Origin of the sequence: Streptomyces hokutonensis (genome assembly GCF_000376565.1) — a bacterium.
Lineage (GTDB): Bacteria > Actinomycetota > Actinomycetes > Streptomycetales > Streptomycetaceae > Streptomyces > Streptomyces hokutonensis.
The window spans coordinates 107,384-121,763 of sequence record NZ_BARG01000025.1; the positions used below are offsets into that span (position 1 = coordinate 107,384).

Here is a 14,380-nt window from a genome sequence, read left to right on the forward strand (position 1 = left end):
ACTCCTTGCTCCCATCGGTACGCACCAGCCCGTCGAATCACTCAAGGCGCACACAGAATCGCCATCACGAATTCGTAGCGGTCGAACCCATGGATTGGTCCCTGTTTCAAAAAAGATGGATGGCGAGATGGCCGAGCGGCAGACCCAGCTGCCAGGCGGGCGTCCAGACCTTCGGCCCGTCGTCCTCACCGGTCACCGGACCGCCTCCCGGCACCGCGTCCAGATCGGGCGCGAGCAGCTCGGTCTCCTCCAGCCAGCGCCAGGCGTTCTCCGCCAGCGCCAGGTCCGGTGCGTCGACGCCGGCCTCGACCGCCTCCGCCGTCAACTTGGACATACGTTCACCGACCCAGTCCTGCCACGGCTGGTCGTACGCCGTGAGCGAAAGCCAGGTCTCAAGTTGGGTGACCACCCTGATACCGGACAATTCCCCGTCCGTGTCGGAGAGGAAGATGGTCAGCGCCAGCGCGTCCCGTCCCGCACGGAACTCGAAGGACGTCGGCGGCATCAGGTCGCCGGTCCGCAGCAGTTCGTCGGCGATGTACTCGGCGTACAGCCAGGCCATGGGGACGGTGAGTTCACCGCCGCCGGTGCCGTCCGTGCTCTCTTGACCTCTGTGCAGCATCCCTTCCTGCCTTCCTCCGGTGCGTGCGCGTCGCCCGGCCCGAGGCTCCGTCAGGAACCCCGAGCCCCCCAGTCCGGAACACGGATGAGGACAGCCGATTACTCAACCAGGGTCCTGAGCAAGGCGCTTTACGGAGGTTTGACTAAGGAGTTGGTTTCACCGCAGGTCGGCCGCATAGCCGGGAAGCACCCGGCGCAGGGCGCGGAGCGCGTAATAGGCACGGGACTTCACCGTACCGGGCGGAATCCCGAGGGCCGCCGCGGCCTCCGCCACACTCGCCCCCTGGAAGTACACGAGCACCAGGACTTCACGGTGCTCCGGAGTGAGAGTCTTCACAGCCTCCCGCACATCGAGCGTCGCCGCCGACCGTTCCGCGTGATCGGCACAGACCCGCGCGTTCTCCAGCACCGCGTCCCCGACCTCGGGCGGTCGCGCCTGCCGGGCCCGCCGCGCGTCGATGGCGAGCCGCCGGCCCACCGTCAGCAGCCAGGGCCGTACGGAATCGAAGTCGTCGGCGCGCAGCGCCTCGGGGTGCTGCCAGGCCCGTACCAGGGTCTCCTGGACGAGGTCCTCGGCGCGCTGGCGGTCGCCGTCGCAGAGCCGGAGCAGCAGCGCGAAGAGCGGCCTGCCGTGCTCGCGCTGCAGTGTGGCGAGCTCGTGCTCGGCGGTCGTTCCGTGGGTGAGCGTGGGTCCGGCCGTCATGGCCGTATGGCATCGCAGGGGGCCGTCCGGGGACAGGGGGCGCACGAGGGGCGTGCGGCGGACGGTCGATCGCGTCGGCGAACGGTGCGACGAACGGTCCGCGCCCCCGGGGATCCCCCACACGCGCACACCGGACGGGTCATCGGGGGCCGGAAGCCGTTTGCGGGGGCGCTGAGGTTCATACCTATCGGTGGGTAAATATGACCACAGTGGGGTGAATTGATGATCGCACGCAGACGACAGGTGGCCGTCGCCCTGGCGGGGGTTCTCACCGCGGCCGCCGCCTGCCAGGCCCAGCACCACGACCCGAAGGCCGCCGGCCGTCCGGCGCCCCCCGCCGCCCGCGGCTTCACCCTCGTCGCCGCCGGCGGCATCCTCCCGCACAGCGCCGTCCTTGACCGCGCCCGCTTCGACGCCGGCGGCACCGGCTACGACTTCGGGCCCATGCTCTCCGCCGTCCAACCCCTCGTCTCGCGGGCCGACCTGGCGCTGTGTCACATCGAGACGCCCTACGGCGACCGCATCGGCTCCCCGTTCTTCGACTCCCCGCCCGAGGAGGCACGGGCCCTCGCCGCGACCGGCTACGACGGTTGCTCCACCGCCTCCGAACACAGCCTGGACGACGGCCCCTTCGGCATCCAGCACACCCTCGACACCCTCGACGGCGCCGGCGTACGGCACGCGGGAACGGCGCGCGGCGACGCCGAGGCGCGCACGGTCGCACTGCTGCGCGCCGGTCCGGCGAAGGTCGCCCACCTCGCCTACACCGCCGACACGAACGGCGTCCCGCTCCCGGCCGGAGAACCCTGGTCCGTCAACCTCCTCGACCCCGCCCGCATCCTCGCCGATGCCCGCAACGCCCGGCGCGCGGGCGCCGACGTGGTCGTCGTCTCCTTGCGCTGGGGCACACCGGGCCAGAACGCGCCCGACCCGCAACAGGTCGCGCTGGCCGGGGAACTCACCGCCGCCCGCACCGACGGCCGCCCCGACATCGACCTGATCCTCGGCACCCACGCCCGCACCCCGCAGGCGTACGAGAAGGTCAACGGCACCTGGGTGGTGTACGGGCTCGGCGACCAGGTCACCGGTGAGATGTACGACAACGCGGGCACCCAGAACCCCGGCGGCAACACCAGTACCCTCGCCCGCTTCACCTTCGTACCGCCCGTCCGGCCGGGCGCGCGGTGGGAAGTGGCCAAGGCGGAGTTCGTCCCGCAGCTCTTCGACGTCGACGCGGGCCGGGTCGTCGACGTCAACCGGGCGATCGGCCAGGGCGCCGAGCTGACCGCCGACCGCGACCGCATCCGCGAGGTGGTGCTGGGGCGGGGCGCGGCGAAGGACGGGCTGCAGATGGGGAAGTGACGGACGGTCAGTCCCCGTCCACGTCCACATGGTCGAAGGTCCTGAGGATCTCGGTGAGCACCCGCACGCACGCGCTGACCTCGGCGTCGGTCAGATCGCCGCCGACCTGGCGGTTCAGGGAGTGCTCGCGGCCGAGGACGGACGTGATGACGGACCGGCCCTCCTCCGTGAGCCGGATCAGGGAGGACCGCTGGTGCGCGGGATTGGGCGTGACCTCCACCCAGCCGTGGGCCGCCCCTTCGTTGACCATGCGCTGCACGAACTGCCGGCTCAGGGCCAGGGTCAGGCCCATCTGGGGCACCGTCATGGGCCCGTGCTGTCGCAGCAGGTCCAGTACGGCACGCACGCCGACGGAGACCCCCTCGACCGGTTCGCCCTGCTCGACCTTGCGCAGGGCGCGCCGGTAGAGCGGGCCGACCAGGTCGAACACCTCGGTGAGGCGGTGGCCGAGTTCGTCGGGGGAGAGGGGAGCGGAGTCGTTCACGGCCCCATCATGACACCTGGGTTGCCAACCTCCTCCGAAGATGACACCTTGGTTGTCATGACAGCTGCTTCGGAACTTGCTTCGGAACTGAGCTTCTTCGCATCTGCCGACGGGGACCTGGCCTACCTCGACGTGGGCACCGGCGACCCCGTGGTCCTCCTCCACTCCGGCTTCGCCGACCACCGCGTCTTCGACGACCAGATACCCGCCCTCGCCCGCGACTTCCGCGTCATCGCCCCGGACATCCGCGGCCACGGCTTCTCCGCCAACGCGAGCAGGCCGTTCCGCTGGGCCGACGACCTCGCGGGACTTCTGCGCCACCTCGACCTCGGGCCCGCGGTCCTGGTCGGCCTGTGCATGGGCGCGGCCGTCGCCACCGACACCGCGCTGGAACACCCCGAACTGGTCCGGGCGATCGTCGTCTCCGGCGCCGGCACCAGCGCGTTCGAGTACACCGACCCCGAGTTGCTCGAACGCCAGGCCCGCGTCGGGCAGTTGCTCGCCGCCGGTGACATCGAGGGCTGGCTCGACCACTTCGCCCAGGGCGTGGCGGGCCCGCACCGCACGCCGGACGAGGTCGACCCGTCCGTCATCAGCCGCCTGCGCGGACTGACCACGCACACGCTCCTCAAGCACACGCCCGGCGAGAAGGACTGGTACGTCCCGCTGGGCGACCCCTGGCCCCGCGTCCCGAAACTCGACGCCCCGGTCCTCGCGATCCACGGCGCCCTCGACTGGCCCGACAGCCTCGCCATGGCGAACCGCTTCACCGACACGGTCCCGAACGGCCGCTCCACCACGATCGAGGGCGCCGCCCACTACCCGAACATGGAGAAGCCGGAGGAGTTCAACGCGGTCCTGACGGAGTTTCTCGGCACACTCTGACGAAGCGGAGCGACGGGCCGACCGGGGCGCGGCCGTCGGCGACTACGGGCGACTACAGGCGACTACAGGTACGACCGGCTACGGCACGGCCGCTGCCGGGCCAGGGCGCCACCGCCGCCGACTACGCCGTCACCAGTACCACTGTCACCGGTTGCGCCAACACCACACGGCCATCACCCAACATCGCCCCGGTCACCGACCGCCCCTGCCCGCCAGGGCACCACCACCCCACCCTCGCATCGCCGTCGGAGGCTGGGCCGTAACCGCCCGGCCACCGCCCGACACCGCCGCCGGCCGCCCCTCTCCGGTCACGGCATCCCCCGGCCCTCCCCGTATAGCCGCCGGAGGCTACGGCACCACGGTCACCGGCCACCGCCCCGCCTTCACCAACCGCACCGCGACCGAGCCGACGATGCGGTGGCCGGCCTGTTCCGACGCGCCGACGATGACCGCGTCGGCCTTCAGCTGGTCGGCGGCCTTCACCAGGCCGCCGTAGGGGTCGCCGCGGAACGTGTGGAACTCCCAGCGGATGTCGAATATCCCCTTCACCCGCTCGGTCTCGTGCCGGATCTGGGAGACCAGGTCCTCGGCGATCTCGTCGGTCGTCTCGGCGACCGGTGCCCCCATGGCCGCGCCCGCCGCCAGCACCGGCTGCACGTACACGATGGCGAGCAGCGCGTGCTGCCGCCGGGCCAGGCCCGCGGCATAGGCCGCGGCCCGCAGAGAGGACTCGGAGCCGTCCACCCCGGCCACGATGACCTTCGGCCCGTCCGTGCCCCGCTCGAACTGAGTTGGCTGCTGTTCCGTCACGGCTGGCAGGCTATCGGAACCCGCAGGTCCCGAACCTGCCCGGGAGCTCTCGACGGGCGCGCGGCCCGCCCTGTTCCTACAGTCGGAAGCATGACTGCCACCGTGGAGGCGCCCGGGTCCAAGGACACCAAGGCTCCGGTACGGCCGCCCGGACACGGCTTCCTCAGCAGGGTGCCGGAGGGCTTCGCGACCTTCTTCGGCGCCCTCGGCCTGCTCTGTGTGCTGCTGGCCTTCATCGCCCCGCTGCGCCGCGTCCTGCGCCCCGTGGTCCGCTTCCTCGACCTCCTCATCGTCCCGGTCAGCGCCAACCTCGCCTACGCCGTCTTCCTCTTCCTGCTGGCCGCCGCGACCGCCGCCCGCAAGAAGATCGCCTGGTGGCTGGTCGTCGTCTACCTCGGCCTGCTCGTCCTGACGGACGTCCTCGGCGTGGTCCTCGGCCTGTACGCCGAGTCCCTCCCGTCCCTGATCGTCTGCGCCCTCCTGCTGGTCCTTCTGATCGTCGCCCGCAGGCAGTTCTACGCCGCCTCCCGCCGCGCGGCCGTACGACGGGCCCTCGCCGTCCTGTTCGCCGGACTCGCCGTCGCGATCCTGGCCGGCTGGGGACTGGTCTCCCTGTTCCCCGGCACGCTCCCCGAGAGCCAGCACCTGGGCTGGGCCGCCGACCGGGTCTGCGGAGGCCTGGTCTCCGGCCGCTCCTTCGACGGCCGTACGCCCCGAGCCGTGTCCTTCCTGCTCGGCCTGTTCGGCGCGCTCGCCCTCCTCAACTCGGCCACCGTCCTCTTCCGCTCCCAACGCCTCGAAGCGGCCCTGCACGGCGACGAGGAGGACCGCATCCGCGCCCTCCTGAAGGCCTACGGCGGTCAGGACTCCCTCGGCTACTTCGCCACCCGGCGCGACAAGGCCGTCGTGTTCTCACCGAGCGGCAAGGCCGCCGTCACCTACCGCGTCGAGGCGGGCGTCTGTCTCGCCAGCGGCGACCCGGTCGGCGACCGCGAGGCCTGGCCGCACGCGATCGCCGCCTGGCTCGACCTGGCCCGCCGCCACGCCTGGGCCCCCGCCGTGATGGGCGCCTCCGAGGACGGGGCAAGGGCCTTCGCCCGGGCCGGACTCGGAGCACTGCAACTCGGCGACGAGGCGATCCTGCACGTCGCCGACTTCGACCTCGCGGGACGTGACATGCGTGTCACCCGCCAGGCCGTGGGCCGCGTCCGGCGCGCCGGTGCCACCTGCCGCATCCGCCGCCACGCCACCCTCACCGACGCGGAGATGGAGGAGGTCGTCGACCGCGCCGACGCCTGGCGCGACACCGAGACCGAGCGTGGCTTCTCCATGGCCCTGGACCGCCTCGGCGACCCGGCCGACGGCGACTGCCTCCTCGTAGAAGCCCTCGGCGAGGACGGCAAGTTGCTCGCGCTGCTCTCCCTCGTCCCCTGGGGCGGCGACGGTGTCTCCCTCGACCTGATGCGCCGCGACCGCACCGCCCCCAACGGCGTCATGGAGTTCATGGTCGCCGAACTCTGCGCCACCGCACCGAAGTTGGGCGTCCACCGGATCTCCCTCAACTTCGCCGTGTTCCGCTCGGCCTTCGAGGAGGGTGCCCGCATCGGCGCGGGCCCGGTGCTCCGCCTGTGGCGCCGGCTCCTGCTGTTCTTCTCCAAGTGGTGGCAACTGGAGGCCCTTTACCGCTCCAACGCCAAGTACCACCCCGAGTGGTACCCCCGTTTCATCTGCTACGGCGAGACCGCCTCCCTGGCCCGGATCAGCCTCGCCTCCGGCATCGCCGAGGGCTTCGTCTCCGTACCGTCGCTGCGACAACTCTGGGGAAAGGGGCACCCGAAGAGCGGACAGCGCCCCGCGACCACCGCGGGGCTGCCGTCCCTGTCGGCGCTCGGCCTCGACGGAGGGGACGAGGCCGGGACCGACGGCCCGGACAGCGGCCTGCCCGAACAGGTCCGCGTCCGGCACCGCACCCTCGACCGCCTGATCGCCACCGGCACCGACCCCTACCCGGTCGGCGTCCCGCAACGCACCCACACCCTCGCCGAGCTCCGCGCGGGGGACCAAGTCACCGTCGCCGGGCGGGTGATGAGGGTGCGCGACCTCGGCGGCATCGTCTTCCTCACCCTGCGCGACTGGTCCGGCGACCACCAACTCGCCCTCACCCGCGCCGAGTCGGGCCCCGACCTCGACCGCTTCACCGCCGACACCGACATCGGCGACCACATCACCGCCACCGGCCGCGCGGGCACCAGCGACAAGGGCGAACCCACCGTCTTCGTCACCTCCTGGCAGCTCACCGGCAAGTGCCTGCGCCCCCTGCCCGACAAACGCCGTGGCCTCACCGACCCCGAGGCCAAGGTCCGCATGCGCTACCTCGACCTGGTCGCCAGCCCCGCCGCCCGCGACGTGGTCCGGGCCCGCTCCACCGCCGTACAGGCCCTGCGCCAGGGCCTGTTGGAGCGCGGCTACCTGGAGGTCGAGACCCCGATGCTCCAGCAGATCCACGGCGGCGCCAACGCCCGCCCCTTCACCACCCACATCAACGCCTACGACCTCGACCTCTATCTGCGCATCGCCCCCGAGCTGTACCTCAAGCGCCTCTGCGTCGGCGGCCTGGAGAAGGTCTTCGAGATGGGCCGCACCTTCCGCAACGAGGGCGTCTCCTACAAGCACAACCCCGAGTTCACGATGCTGGAGGCCTACCAGGCGTACGCCGACTACGACGTGATGCTCGACCTCGCCCGCGAACTCGTCCAGGGCGCGGCCACCGCCGCCTTCGGCTCGCCCGTCGCCCGCAAGGACGGCGAGGAGTACGACATCTCGGGGCGGTGGCCGGTCAAGACCGTCTACGGCGCGATCTCCGAGGCGCTCGGCGAGGAGATCGACGCCGACACCGAACTCGCCCGCCTGCACCTGCTGTGCGACCGCGCGGGCGTGCCGTACGGCGCAGACGACGGCCGCGGGGACGTCGTACTGGAGATGTACGAGCGGCTGGTGGAGGAGCCGACCCGGCTGCCCACCTTCTACAAGGACTTCCCGACCGACGTCTCCCCGCTCACCCGCCAGCACCGCACCGACCCGCGGCTCGCCGAACGCTGGGACCTGGTCGCCTTCGGCACCGAACTCGGCACCGCCTACTCCGAACTCACCGACCCCGTCGAACAGCGCCGCCGCCTCACCGCCCAGTCGCTGCTCGCCGCCGGGGGAGACCCCGAGGCGATGGAGCTCGACGAGGACTTCCTCGACGCCCTCGAATACGCGATGCCGCCCACCGGGGGCCTCGGCATCGGCGTGGACCGACTCGTCATGTTCCTCACGGGGCTGACGATCCGTGAGACGCTGCCGTTCCCCCTCGTCCGGCGCCGCTGAGCGCCCGAACGCTGGGCCGGGCGGGTGTTTTCCTGCCGCCGCACCGGTGTCGACGTGGGGCGGCGGTCTCCTGCCGGGCGACTGATGAGTCATGAAGAAGGATCAGTCGCTCACGCGCCGACGGGCCCTGCTCGCCGGCGCCGCCGCCGTCGGGGCGGCCGGCACCGCCGGTCTGCTGTACTCCGGACTCTCGGACGACGCCCCCGTCCGGGCCGCCGCCCCCGCCGCCGGGCCCCCACCGCGCCTCGCGCGCAAGCCCTCCTCCTACCGCCTCCAGCCCGTGGCAGGCTACGGCGCGCCCCACACCACCCTCGCCCACGTCCCGGTACGGCACGAACCGTTCCTGCGCATGTCCGGACGCGGCAACACCATGGTGCTCACCTTCGACGACGGACCCGACCCCCACTACACCCCGCACATCCTGGACACCCTCGCCGAGTACGACGTCCGCGCCACGTTCTTCGTGTGCGGCGAGATGGCCGACTGGAACCGCGACATCCTGGCCCGGATGGCCGACGAGGGCCACGTCGTCGGCAACCACACCTGGTCGCACCCCCTGCTGACCAAGCTGACCCGCGGTCAGATCCGCTCCGAGATGGAACGCACCAGCGATGTCATCGAGGACGCCTACGGGGAACGCCCCCAGTGGTTCCGCGCGCCCTACGGCGCCTGGAACCGGGCCGCCTTCCAGCTCGGCTCCGAGCTCGGCATGGAACCCCTCGCCTGGACCGTCGACACCCTCGACTGGGACACACCCGGTGTCCGCCACATCGTCGACGCGGTCGAGGACGGCGCCGCCCCCGGCGTCGTGGTGCTCTCGCACGACGCCGGGGGCGACCGTTCCCAGAGTGTGCGGGCGCTGCGCGAGTATCTGCCGCACCTGCTCGACTCCGGCTACCACATGACACTGCCGCGCCGCCGGACCACCTGACGGATTGACGGGCCTTCGCCCGCCCGGCCGGGGAATCGCTCAGCGGACCTCGACCAGGCGGGCGAAGACGACGACATTCCCGTCGTAGCCGTTCTGCTTGGAGAAACCGCCGCCGCACGTGATGACGCGCAGTTCCGGAGTTCCCTTGGAGGCGTAGACGCGGTCGCCGGGGAAGTTGCTCTTCTCGAAGACCTCGATGCCGTAGATCTCGAATACGGCCGTCTTTCCGTCCTTGCGCTCGACCTCGACGCGATTTCCCTTCTTGAGGGCCCCGAGTCCGTAGAACACGGCGGGGCCCATTTTGTTGTCGACATGGCCGACGACCACCGCCGTGCCCTTCTCGCCGGGCGAGACGGCACCGGTGAACCAGCCCGCCAGGTTCGGGTCCTCCGGCGGCGGCGCGCCGACCCATCCGTCCGCGTCCAGGCCCACCGGCATGACCGGGGCGTCGACGCGGATCGCGGGAATCCTGACCCGGTCGGCGACGGAGAACGGGAGCGGGGCCGGGGCCTTTCCGAAGGTGCCGACGCCGGCACGGCTGTCGGCGGCCGCCGCCGAAGCCGGCTGCGGCGGCCCCACATCGAACTCTCCCGAACCATTCCGAATGAGCGCGAGACCGGTCAGCAGAACAAGCGCTATCACTCCCCACGGGGCGCGCTTCTTCTGCCGCTCCTCCTCTTCGGCAAGCTCGGACAGCTCGGACGCAGACATTCGCCATCCCCTCTCGACGCGGCCGTCGCCACGTCAATCGCGCATACGAGAACGCTAAGTCCCGAATGCGGAACCGGCGACGGGGCAGGCGCGAACGGGTGGCCCGGTCATCCTTATGTGCGCCATATGAGGAGAGGGCGGCAGGAATTTTCTGACGGTCCGTGACCTGCGGCAATATCCGATTGTCCGGTTCTCCCTCGGCGTGTCCTCTCACCAGGACGGACCATTCCCGAAATGCGGGCGCGTGCAAGGCATCTGAGGGTGCGTCTGGGAGGCGTTTTCTCGCCGATCGACCGGGGACGGGTCCCGGGGCGCCTTCCGCGGAGGATGACATGCGTACAACTCGTGCCCTGGCTGCCGCCGGTGCCGCGGTGGCCGTCCTGGGGCTCGCCGCCCCGGCGGCCCTCGCGGACGGCATGGGGGAGAGCCCCAGCAACATCGTCGCCCTGCCCAGCGTGATCGCCCGCGGCGGCCAGCTGACCGTCACGGTCGACGGCTGCTTCACCGGCGCCACCGCCAACTCGCCCGGCTTCGAACGCCCCGCGAACCTGTCCTCGCTCGTCGGCGGGGCCGGCCAGACCGCCAGCGGAACGGCGCGGATCAGCCGAAACGCCGGTCCCGGCCCGTACAGCATCACCGTGCGCTGCCGGAACGGCTCCGTGCTGACCCGGGACTCCGCCTACACCGTCATCGGCGGTGTCCGCGGCGGCCTCGGTGGCAGCAGCGCCAACGGGGCGACCCCGACCGACATGGCGATCGGCGGCGGCCTGGTCGCCGCGGCCGTCGTCGGTGGCGGCGTGTTCTGGATGCGCCGCCGCAGCGAGCGCGCCATCTGACCTCCTCCCCCTTCGGAGGTCGAAGCGCACGCAACAGGCCTTCGCCCCGGACCCTTTCGGGTTCCGGGGCGAAGGCCTGTGCGGGTGATGGTGTGTCAGGCGCCGTCCTCCCCGGTACGGCGACGGGAGAAGTGGTACGCCGCTCCGACCGAGCCCGCGATGAGGGCCGCGCCGATACCGAGCTCCTTGAGGTCGAAGCCGGCGATGCTGCCGCCCTCACCGGCCCGTACCCCTCGGGGCATCTGCTGCGCCGGCTGGAGCGGCTGGATGTTGTTGCCGTTGTTGTTCGCGCGGCCGGAGGCGATGGTCAGACCCGTGGAGCCGCTCTCGCCGTTGCACGTGAACGTCACCTGGTACACCGCTCCCGGCCTGGCGTCCCAGTCGACCATCGCGGTCGCCGAGGACTGGCCCGGCGAGATCCTGACGGTGTCGAAGACTCCGGAGGAGACCGTGACGGAGCCCTTGCAGCCGCCGCTGTCGCGGTCGACCTGCAGGGTCACCTGGCCGCCCGCCGCGATCGTCGAGGGCAGGACGCTGAAGCCGAACGGCGTGATGTTGTGGTTGCCGTCGCCCTTCGCGACGGCGGCCGGCGCCGCGAGGGCGAGGGCGCTGATGCCCAGCAGTGCGGCCGAGGCGACGCGTATCGCGCGCATGGTGGTTCCTCCGGGTCCCCGAGGAGCAGCCGCGGACCTTTTCCGCTGGCGCCGTAAATGCACCTCGATGTCCGAAACGCTAGGAACATGTGTGCGCTCCCGCGATCCCAGTCGCGCGAATGGGGCAACCGTGTGGGCCGCACAGGGGATGCCGTTCCTGCGACCGGGGGACAGCCGCGGCGTGGCGGCCGTCCCCCGGCGAGTGACCCGCCGGCCGGTCCCGGTGAGGGGCCGTCAGTCCTTGATGTGCGGGAAGAGGTTCAGGAACGGCTGCGCCGAGGCCGTGATGCCCCGGCTGTAGGGCGCGTCGAAGTCCCAGATCAGGAACAGCAGGAAGGCGATCAGCGCCGAGAACAGCCCGGCGAGGACCAGCTCCCGCGGCGTACGCCGGATCTGCAGCGCGAAGACCATGCCGATGGTGATCACCGCCCCGGCCAGCAGCCCGAACCACACCACCGCCGGCATCGTCGCCCCGGTGGAGTCCGCGCGGGCGCTGCGGGCCAGGTCGGCCGCGGCGACCTGCTCGACGAGCGGCTGGTAGGCCTGCGCCTGGAAGTCCGTCTTCGGCTGGTAGTCCGTGACGTCCGCACGGATTCGCTGGAGGAGGTCGGTGCCGCGCTGGGTGAGCTTCTGGTGGTCCGCCATCGTCTTCCACTCGGTGTTGACGACCTGTGAGACGTAGGCGTCGACATCCGCCCGGATGCGGTCGCGCTCGGCCGGCGGATAGAGCCGGACCCGCTCCGAGATCTCGTGCAGCGCCTGCGCCTCCGCCTGCACATGGTCCTGGGCGGCGCTGCGGGCCTCCCAGACACCGGCGATCGCCAGACCCAGGACGATGGCGTACACCACGCCGATCCACATCGTCATGTACTCGATGACGTCCGGGGTCTCGCTGGGGTCCTCGTCCTCGGACGCCGCGCGTTCGCGCAGGAAGGTGACGATGACGACGACGACACAGGCCGCCGCCATCGCGAGGGCGAGAACAAGCCATTCCGACAAGGGATTCCTCCGGGGATCAGCGCGGACGCAGCGCGGCGATGGCGACCACCGCGGGCAGGGTGATGAGCAGGACGTAGACGACCGGCGGCGTCCGGCCGGTGGCGGGCCGCGGGCGCGGCTGGGCGTGGTACTTCGGATAACTCACCGGGGTCGCCGCGGGATGCGGGGCGGGCCTCGGCTTCGGAGTCGGTTTCGGCGGCGGGGTCGGTGTGGGTGTGGGCGTCGGGGCGGGCCTGGGCAGCGGAGCCGCGGGTGCCGGGCGGGGCGCCGGAGCGGGTGGCGGAGGCGTGGGTTTCGGTGTGGGCCGGGGCTTCGGGGTCGGCGTCGGCCTGGGGGTCGGAGTCGGGGTGGGTGTCGGCTTCGGAGGGGGCGGCGGCGGGGTGGGCGTCGGGGAGGGGCAGGGCGGTGGGGGCGGTTTCGGGGTCGGCTTCTGGCAGGCCGGGGGCGTCGGCCAGGAGCCGCTGCCGGCCACCGCCACCGCCTGCGTGCCGTCCGGCCCGGTGGAGGCGTACGCGCACGCGTCGGCCGCCGCCGGGCCCGCCGGTGCGCCCGTCAGCAGCCAGGTGAGCGTCACCAGGGTCAACACCCTTGCGGCAAGGGCGGTTCGGGTCGGTTCGGGTCCATGCACGACGGAGATCATGAGGCCTCGCGGGGTCGCGCGCGGGGGAGCGCGAGGGGATTGCCCCGAAGGAGTGGAAGGCGCGGTGCGACGGTTTGACGATCCGACTGTCGGAGGTGGCCGGATGCGTACGCACATACGACGCGGCCGCTGTGTCACAGGTGTCGGAAAGAAATTTGTGCGGCCGTTGAACACTTCCGTGGTCCCCACCCGTACCTAGGACCGTGCGGCGGCACAGACGGGCGCTGCAACATCCAGGTGATTATGGGGAGTTGACGATGAAGACCTCCTGGCGGAGCGCCTCACTCGCGGCGACGGCCGTGTCCGTCATGGCGTTGACGGCGGCGTGCGGTTCGGAAAATGTGACCACACCTTCCTCTGCGGCACAGAACGTCGGTGCCACGGCGGCGGCCGGAGGTTATGGCAGCGTGGGGGCCGCCACGTCGAGCCCCAGCGCGGCGAGCAACGGCTACGGAGCCGACGGCCAGCAGGCCGCGGCGGCCGAGCCCGCGGGCCAGCTGACCGTTGCCAACAACCCCGATCTCGGCAAGGTGTTGAGCGACGGAGCGGGTCTCACCCTCTACCGTTTCGACGCCGACACGGCCAATCCCCCCAAGTCGAACTGCGACGGCGACTGCGCCACCACATGGCCGCCGGTTCCCGCCGACGACGCCACCGCCGGCGCCGGTATCGACAAGTCCCTCATCGGCGAGGTGACCCGCTCCGACGGCACCAAGCAGCTGACCATCGGCGGCTGGCCCGCCTACCGTTACGCCAAGGACGTCAACGCCGGTGACGTCAACGGCCAGGGCGTGGGCGGCAAGTGGTACGCGCTCGCCCCCGACGGCAAGAAGGCGACCCTCGCCTCGCTGCCCGGCCTCTCCGTCCGCAAGGACGCCAAGCTCGGCGACATCGTCGTCGACAAGAACGGCCACACGGTCTACCGCTTCCTCAAGGACAAGGCATGGCCCAAGTCCGTCTCGAACTGCGTCGGTGCCTGCGCGGAGAAGTGGCCGGCCGTCGGGATCGTCTCGGCGAACGACACCAAGGGCGTCGAGAAGAAGGGCCTCATGGGCTTCACCCGGTCCGACGGCGCCAAGCAGATGACCGTCGACTGCTGGCCGATCTACACCTTCTCCGGTGACACGGCCGCCGGACAGACCAACGGTCAGGGCGTGGGCGGCACTTGGTACGCCGTCTCCCCTGAAGGAAAAGCGGTCGGCGCGCCCGCGGCGTAGCGAGAACCTCCCCAGGGTTGATCGCCCCCGCCCACTCGGCAACGGATACGCGGAAGGGAGGGACGCGGGCAAGCGACAAGAGTGCCGAACACAGCAGCGCGTACGACCACAGGTCCGCCCCCTCCGCACCGCACGGAGGGGGCGGGCCGCTTTGGCATT

Annotated in this window: 14 protein-coding genes; 6 read left to right on the forward strand and 8 right to left on the reverse strand. The window is 71.4% G+C overall.

The window, feature by feature from the left end:
* Window positions 1-106 precede the first annotated feature (106 nt).
* Entirely contained in the window at window positions 107-622 is a 516-nt protein-coding gene (locus tag SSP08S_RS14460; protein WP_019068324.1) for a hypothetical protein, read from the reverse strand.
* A gap of 156 nt (window positions 623-778) precedes the next feature.
* Window positions 779-1,324 (reverse strand): sigma-70 family RNA polymerase sigma factor, encoded by a 546-nt coding sequence (locus SSP08S_RS14465; RefSeq protein WP_019068325.1) that lies wholly within the window; start codon window positions 1,322-1,324, stop codon window positions 779-781.
* 222 nt (window positions 1,325-1,546) lie between these two features.
* On the opposite strand from SSP08S_RS14465, the gene SSP08S_RS14470 reads away from it, so the two are divergent.
* Complete coding sequence (locus tag SSP08S_RS14470; protein ID WP_026178485.1) at window positions 1,547-2,686, forward strand: CapA family protein; 1,140 nt, start codon at window positions 1,547-1,549, stop codon at window positions 2,684-2,686.
* Window positions 2,687-2,693: 7 nt separating this feature from the next.
* On the opposite strand, the gene SSP08S_RS14475 is transcribed toward SSP08S_RS14470, so the two are convergent.
* Window positions 2,694-3,170 carry a MarR family winged helix-turn-helix transcriptional regulator gene (locus SSP08S_RS14475; RefSeq protein WP_019068327.1) on the reverse strand — a complete coding sequence of 159 codons (477 nt, stop codon included), beginning with the start codon at window positions 3,168-3,170 and terminating at the stop codon, window positions 2,694-2,696.
* Window positions 3,171-3,227: 57 nt separating this feature from the next.
* On the opposite strand from SSP08S_RS14475, the gene SSP08S_RS14480 reads away from it, so the two are divergent.
* A complete protein-coding gene (locus SSP08S_RS14480) occupies window positions 3,228-4,055 on the forward strand; it encodes an alpha/beta fold hydrolase (protein WP_019068328.1) in 828 nt (275 codons plus the stop codon).
* Between the two features lie 348 nt (window positions 4,056-4,403).
* On the opposite strand, the gene SSP08S_RS14485 is transcribed toward SSP08S_RS14480, so the two are convergent.
* The gene (locus SSP08S_RS14485) at window positions 4,404-4,865 is read right to left on the reverse strand and encodes a universal stress protein (protein WP_019068329.1); all 462 of its coding nucleotides are present in this window, start codon (window positions 4,863-4,865) and stop codon (window positions 4,404-4,406) included.
* 90 nt (window positions 4,866-4,955) lie between these two features.
* Here SSP08S_RS14485 and lysX point away from each other — a divergent pair, with 90 nt between their 5' ends.
* Both lysX and SSP08S_RS14495 read left to right on the forward strand, forming a co-directional pair.
* Complete coding sequence (gene lysX / locus SSP08S_RS14490; protein WP_026178486.1) at window positions 4,956-8,234, forward strand: bifunctional lysylphosphatidylglycerol synthetase/lysine--tRNA ligase LysX; 3,279 nt, start codon at window positions 4,956-4,958, stop codon at window positions 8,232-8,234.
* A 91-nt stretch (window positions 8,235-8,325) separates the two neighbouring features.
* Complete coding sequence (locus SSP08S_RS14495; protein WP_019068331.1) at window positions 8,326-9,165, forward strand: polysaccharide deacetylase family protein; 840 nt, start codon at window positions 8,326-8,328, stop codon at window positions 9,163-9,165.
* 39 nt (window positions 9,166-9,204) lie between these two features.
* Here the strand turns inward: SSP08S_RS14495 and SSP08S_RS14500 are convergent, their stop codons facing one another.
* On the reverse strand, window positions 9,205-9,876 hold the full coding sequence (locus SSP08S_RS14500) for a class F sortase (protein ID WP_019068332.1): 672 nt from the start codon (window positions 9,874-9,876) through the stop codon (window positions 9,205-9,207).
* 332 nt (window positions 9,877-10,208) lie between these two features.
* Here SSP08S_RS14500 and SSP08S_RS14505 point away from each other — a divergent pair, with 332 nt between their 5' ends.
* Window positions 10,209-10,712, forward strand: a complete 504-nt coding sequence (locus SSP08S_RS14505) for a hypothetical protein (RefSeq protein ID WP_026178487.1) — start codon at window positions 10,209-10,211, stop codon at window positions 10,710-10,712.
* A 95-nt stretch (window positions 10,713-10,807) separates the two neighbouring features.
* On the opposite strand, the gene SSP08S_RS14510 is transcribed toward SSP08S_RS14505, so the two are convergent.
* From SSP08S_RS14510 to SSP08S_RS59285, 3 genes are all read right to left on the reverse strand, one after another.
* A complete protein-coding gene (locus SSP08S_RS14510; protein ID WP_019068334.1) occupies window positions 10,808-11,365 on the reverse strand; it encodes a hypothetical protein in 558 nt (185 codons plus the stop codon).
* A gap of 234 nt (window positions 11,366-11,599) precedes the next feature.
* Window positions 11,600-12,364, reverse strand: coding sequence for a bestrophin-like domain (locus tag SSP08S_RS14515; RefSeq protein WP_174479385.1), 765 nt, complete (start codon window positions 12,362-12,364; stop codon window positions 11,600-11,602).
* A 16-nt stretch (window positions 12,365-12,380) separates the two neighbouring features.
* Complete coding sequence (locus SSP08S_RS59285) at window positions 12,381-12,992, reverse strand: hypothetical protein (protein ID WP_176573188.1); 612 nt, start codon at window positions 12,990-12,992, stop codon at window positions 12,381-12,383.
* A gap of 269 nt (window positions 12,993-13,261) precedes the next feature.
* On the opposite strand from SSP08S_RS59285, the gene SSP08S_RS14525 reads away from it, so the two are divergent.
* Window positions 13,262-14,221: an SCO0930 family lipoprotein gene (locus SSP08S_RS14525; RefSeq protein ID WP_026178488.1), complete on the forward strand. Its 960-nt coding sequence runs from the start codon at window positions 13,262-13,264 to the stop codon at window positions 14,219-14,221.
* The last annotated feature ends 159 nt before the right edge of the window (window positions 14,222-14,380 follow it).

What these genes read in the sequence shown, in the direction of transcription:
- SSP08S_RS14460 (WP_019068324.1), bottom strand. Translation starts at nt 622, where the DNA reads ATGCTGCACAGAGGTCAAGAGAGCACGGACGGCACCGGCGGCGGTGAA.
- SSP08S_RS14465 (WP_019068325.1), bottom strand. Translation starts at nt 1,324, where the DNA reads ATGACGGCCGGACCCACGCTCACCCACGGAACGACCGCCGAGCACGAG.
- SSP08S_RS14470 (WP_026178485.1), top strand. Translation starts at nt 1,547, where the DNA reads ATGATCGCACGCAGACGACAGGTGGCCGTCGCCCTGGCGGGGGTTCTC.
- SSP08S_RS14480 (WP_019068328.1), top strand. Translation starts at nt 3,228, where the DNA reads ATGACAGCTGCTTCGGAACTTGCTTCGGAACTGAGCTTCTTCGCATCT.
- lysX (WP_026178486.1), top strand. Translation starts at nt 4,956, where the DNA reads ATGACTGCCACCGTGGAGGCGCCCGGGTCCAAGGACACCAAGGCTCCG.
- SSP08S_RS14495 (WP_019068331.1), top strand. Translation starts at nt 8,326, where the DNA reads ATGAAGAAGGATCAGTCGCTCACGCGCCGACGGGCCCTGCTCGCCGGC.
- SSP08S_RS14500 (WP_019068332.1), bottom strand. Translation starts at nt 9,876, where the DNA reads ATGTCTGCGTCCGAGCTGTCCGAGCTTGCCGAAGAGGAGGAGCGGCAG.
- SSP08S_RS14505 (WP_026178487.1), top strand. Translation starts at nt 10,209, where the DNA reads ATGCGTACAACTCGTGCCCTGGCTGCCGCCGGTGCCGCGGTGGCCGTC.
- SSP08S_RS14510 (WP_019068334.1), bottom strand. Translation starts at nt 11,365, where the DNA reads ATGCGCGCGATACGCGTCGCCTCGGCCGCACTGCTGGGCATCAGCGCC.
- SSP08S_RS14525 (WP_026178488.1), top strand. Translation starts at nt 13,262, where the DNA reads ATGAAGACCTCCTGGCGGAGCGCCTCACTCGCGGCGACGGCCGTGTCC.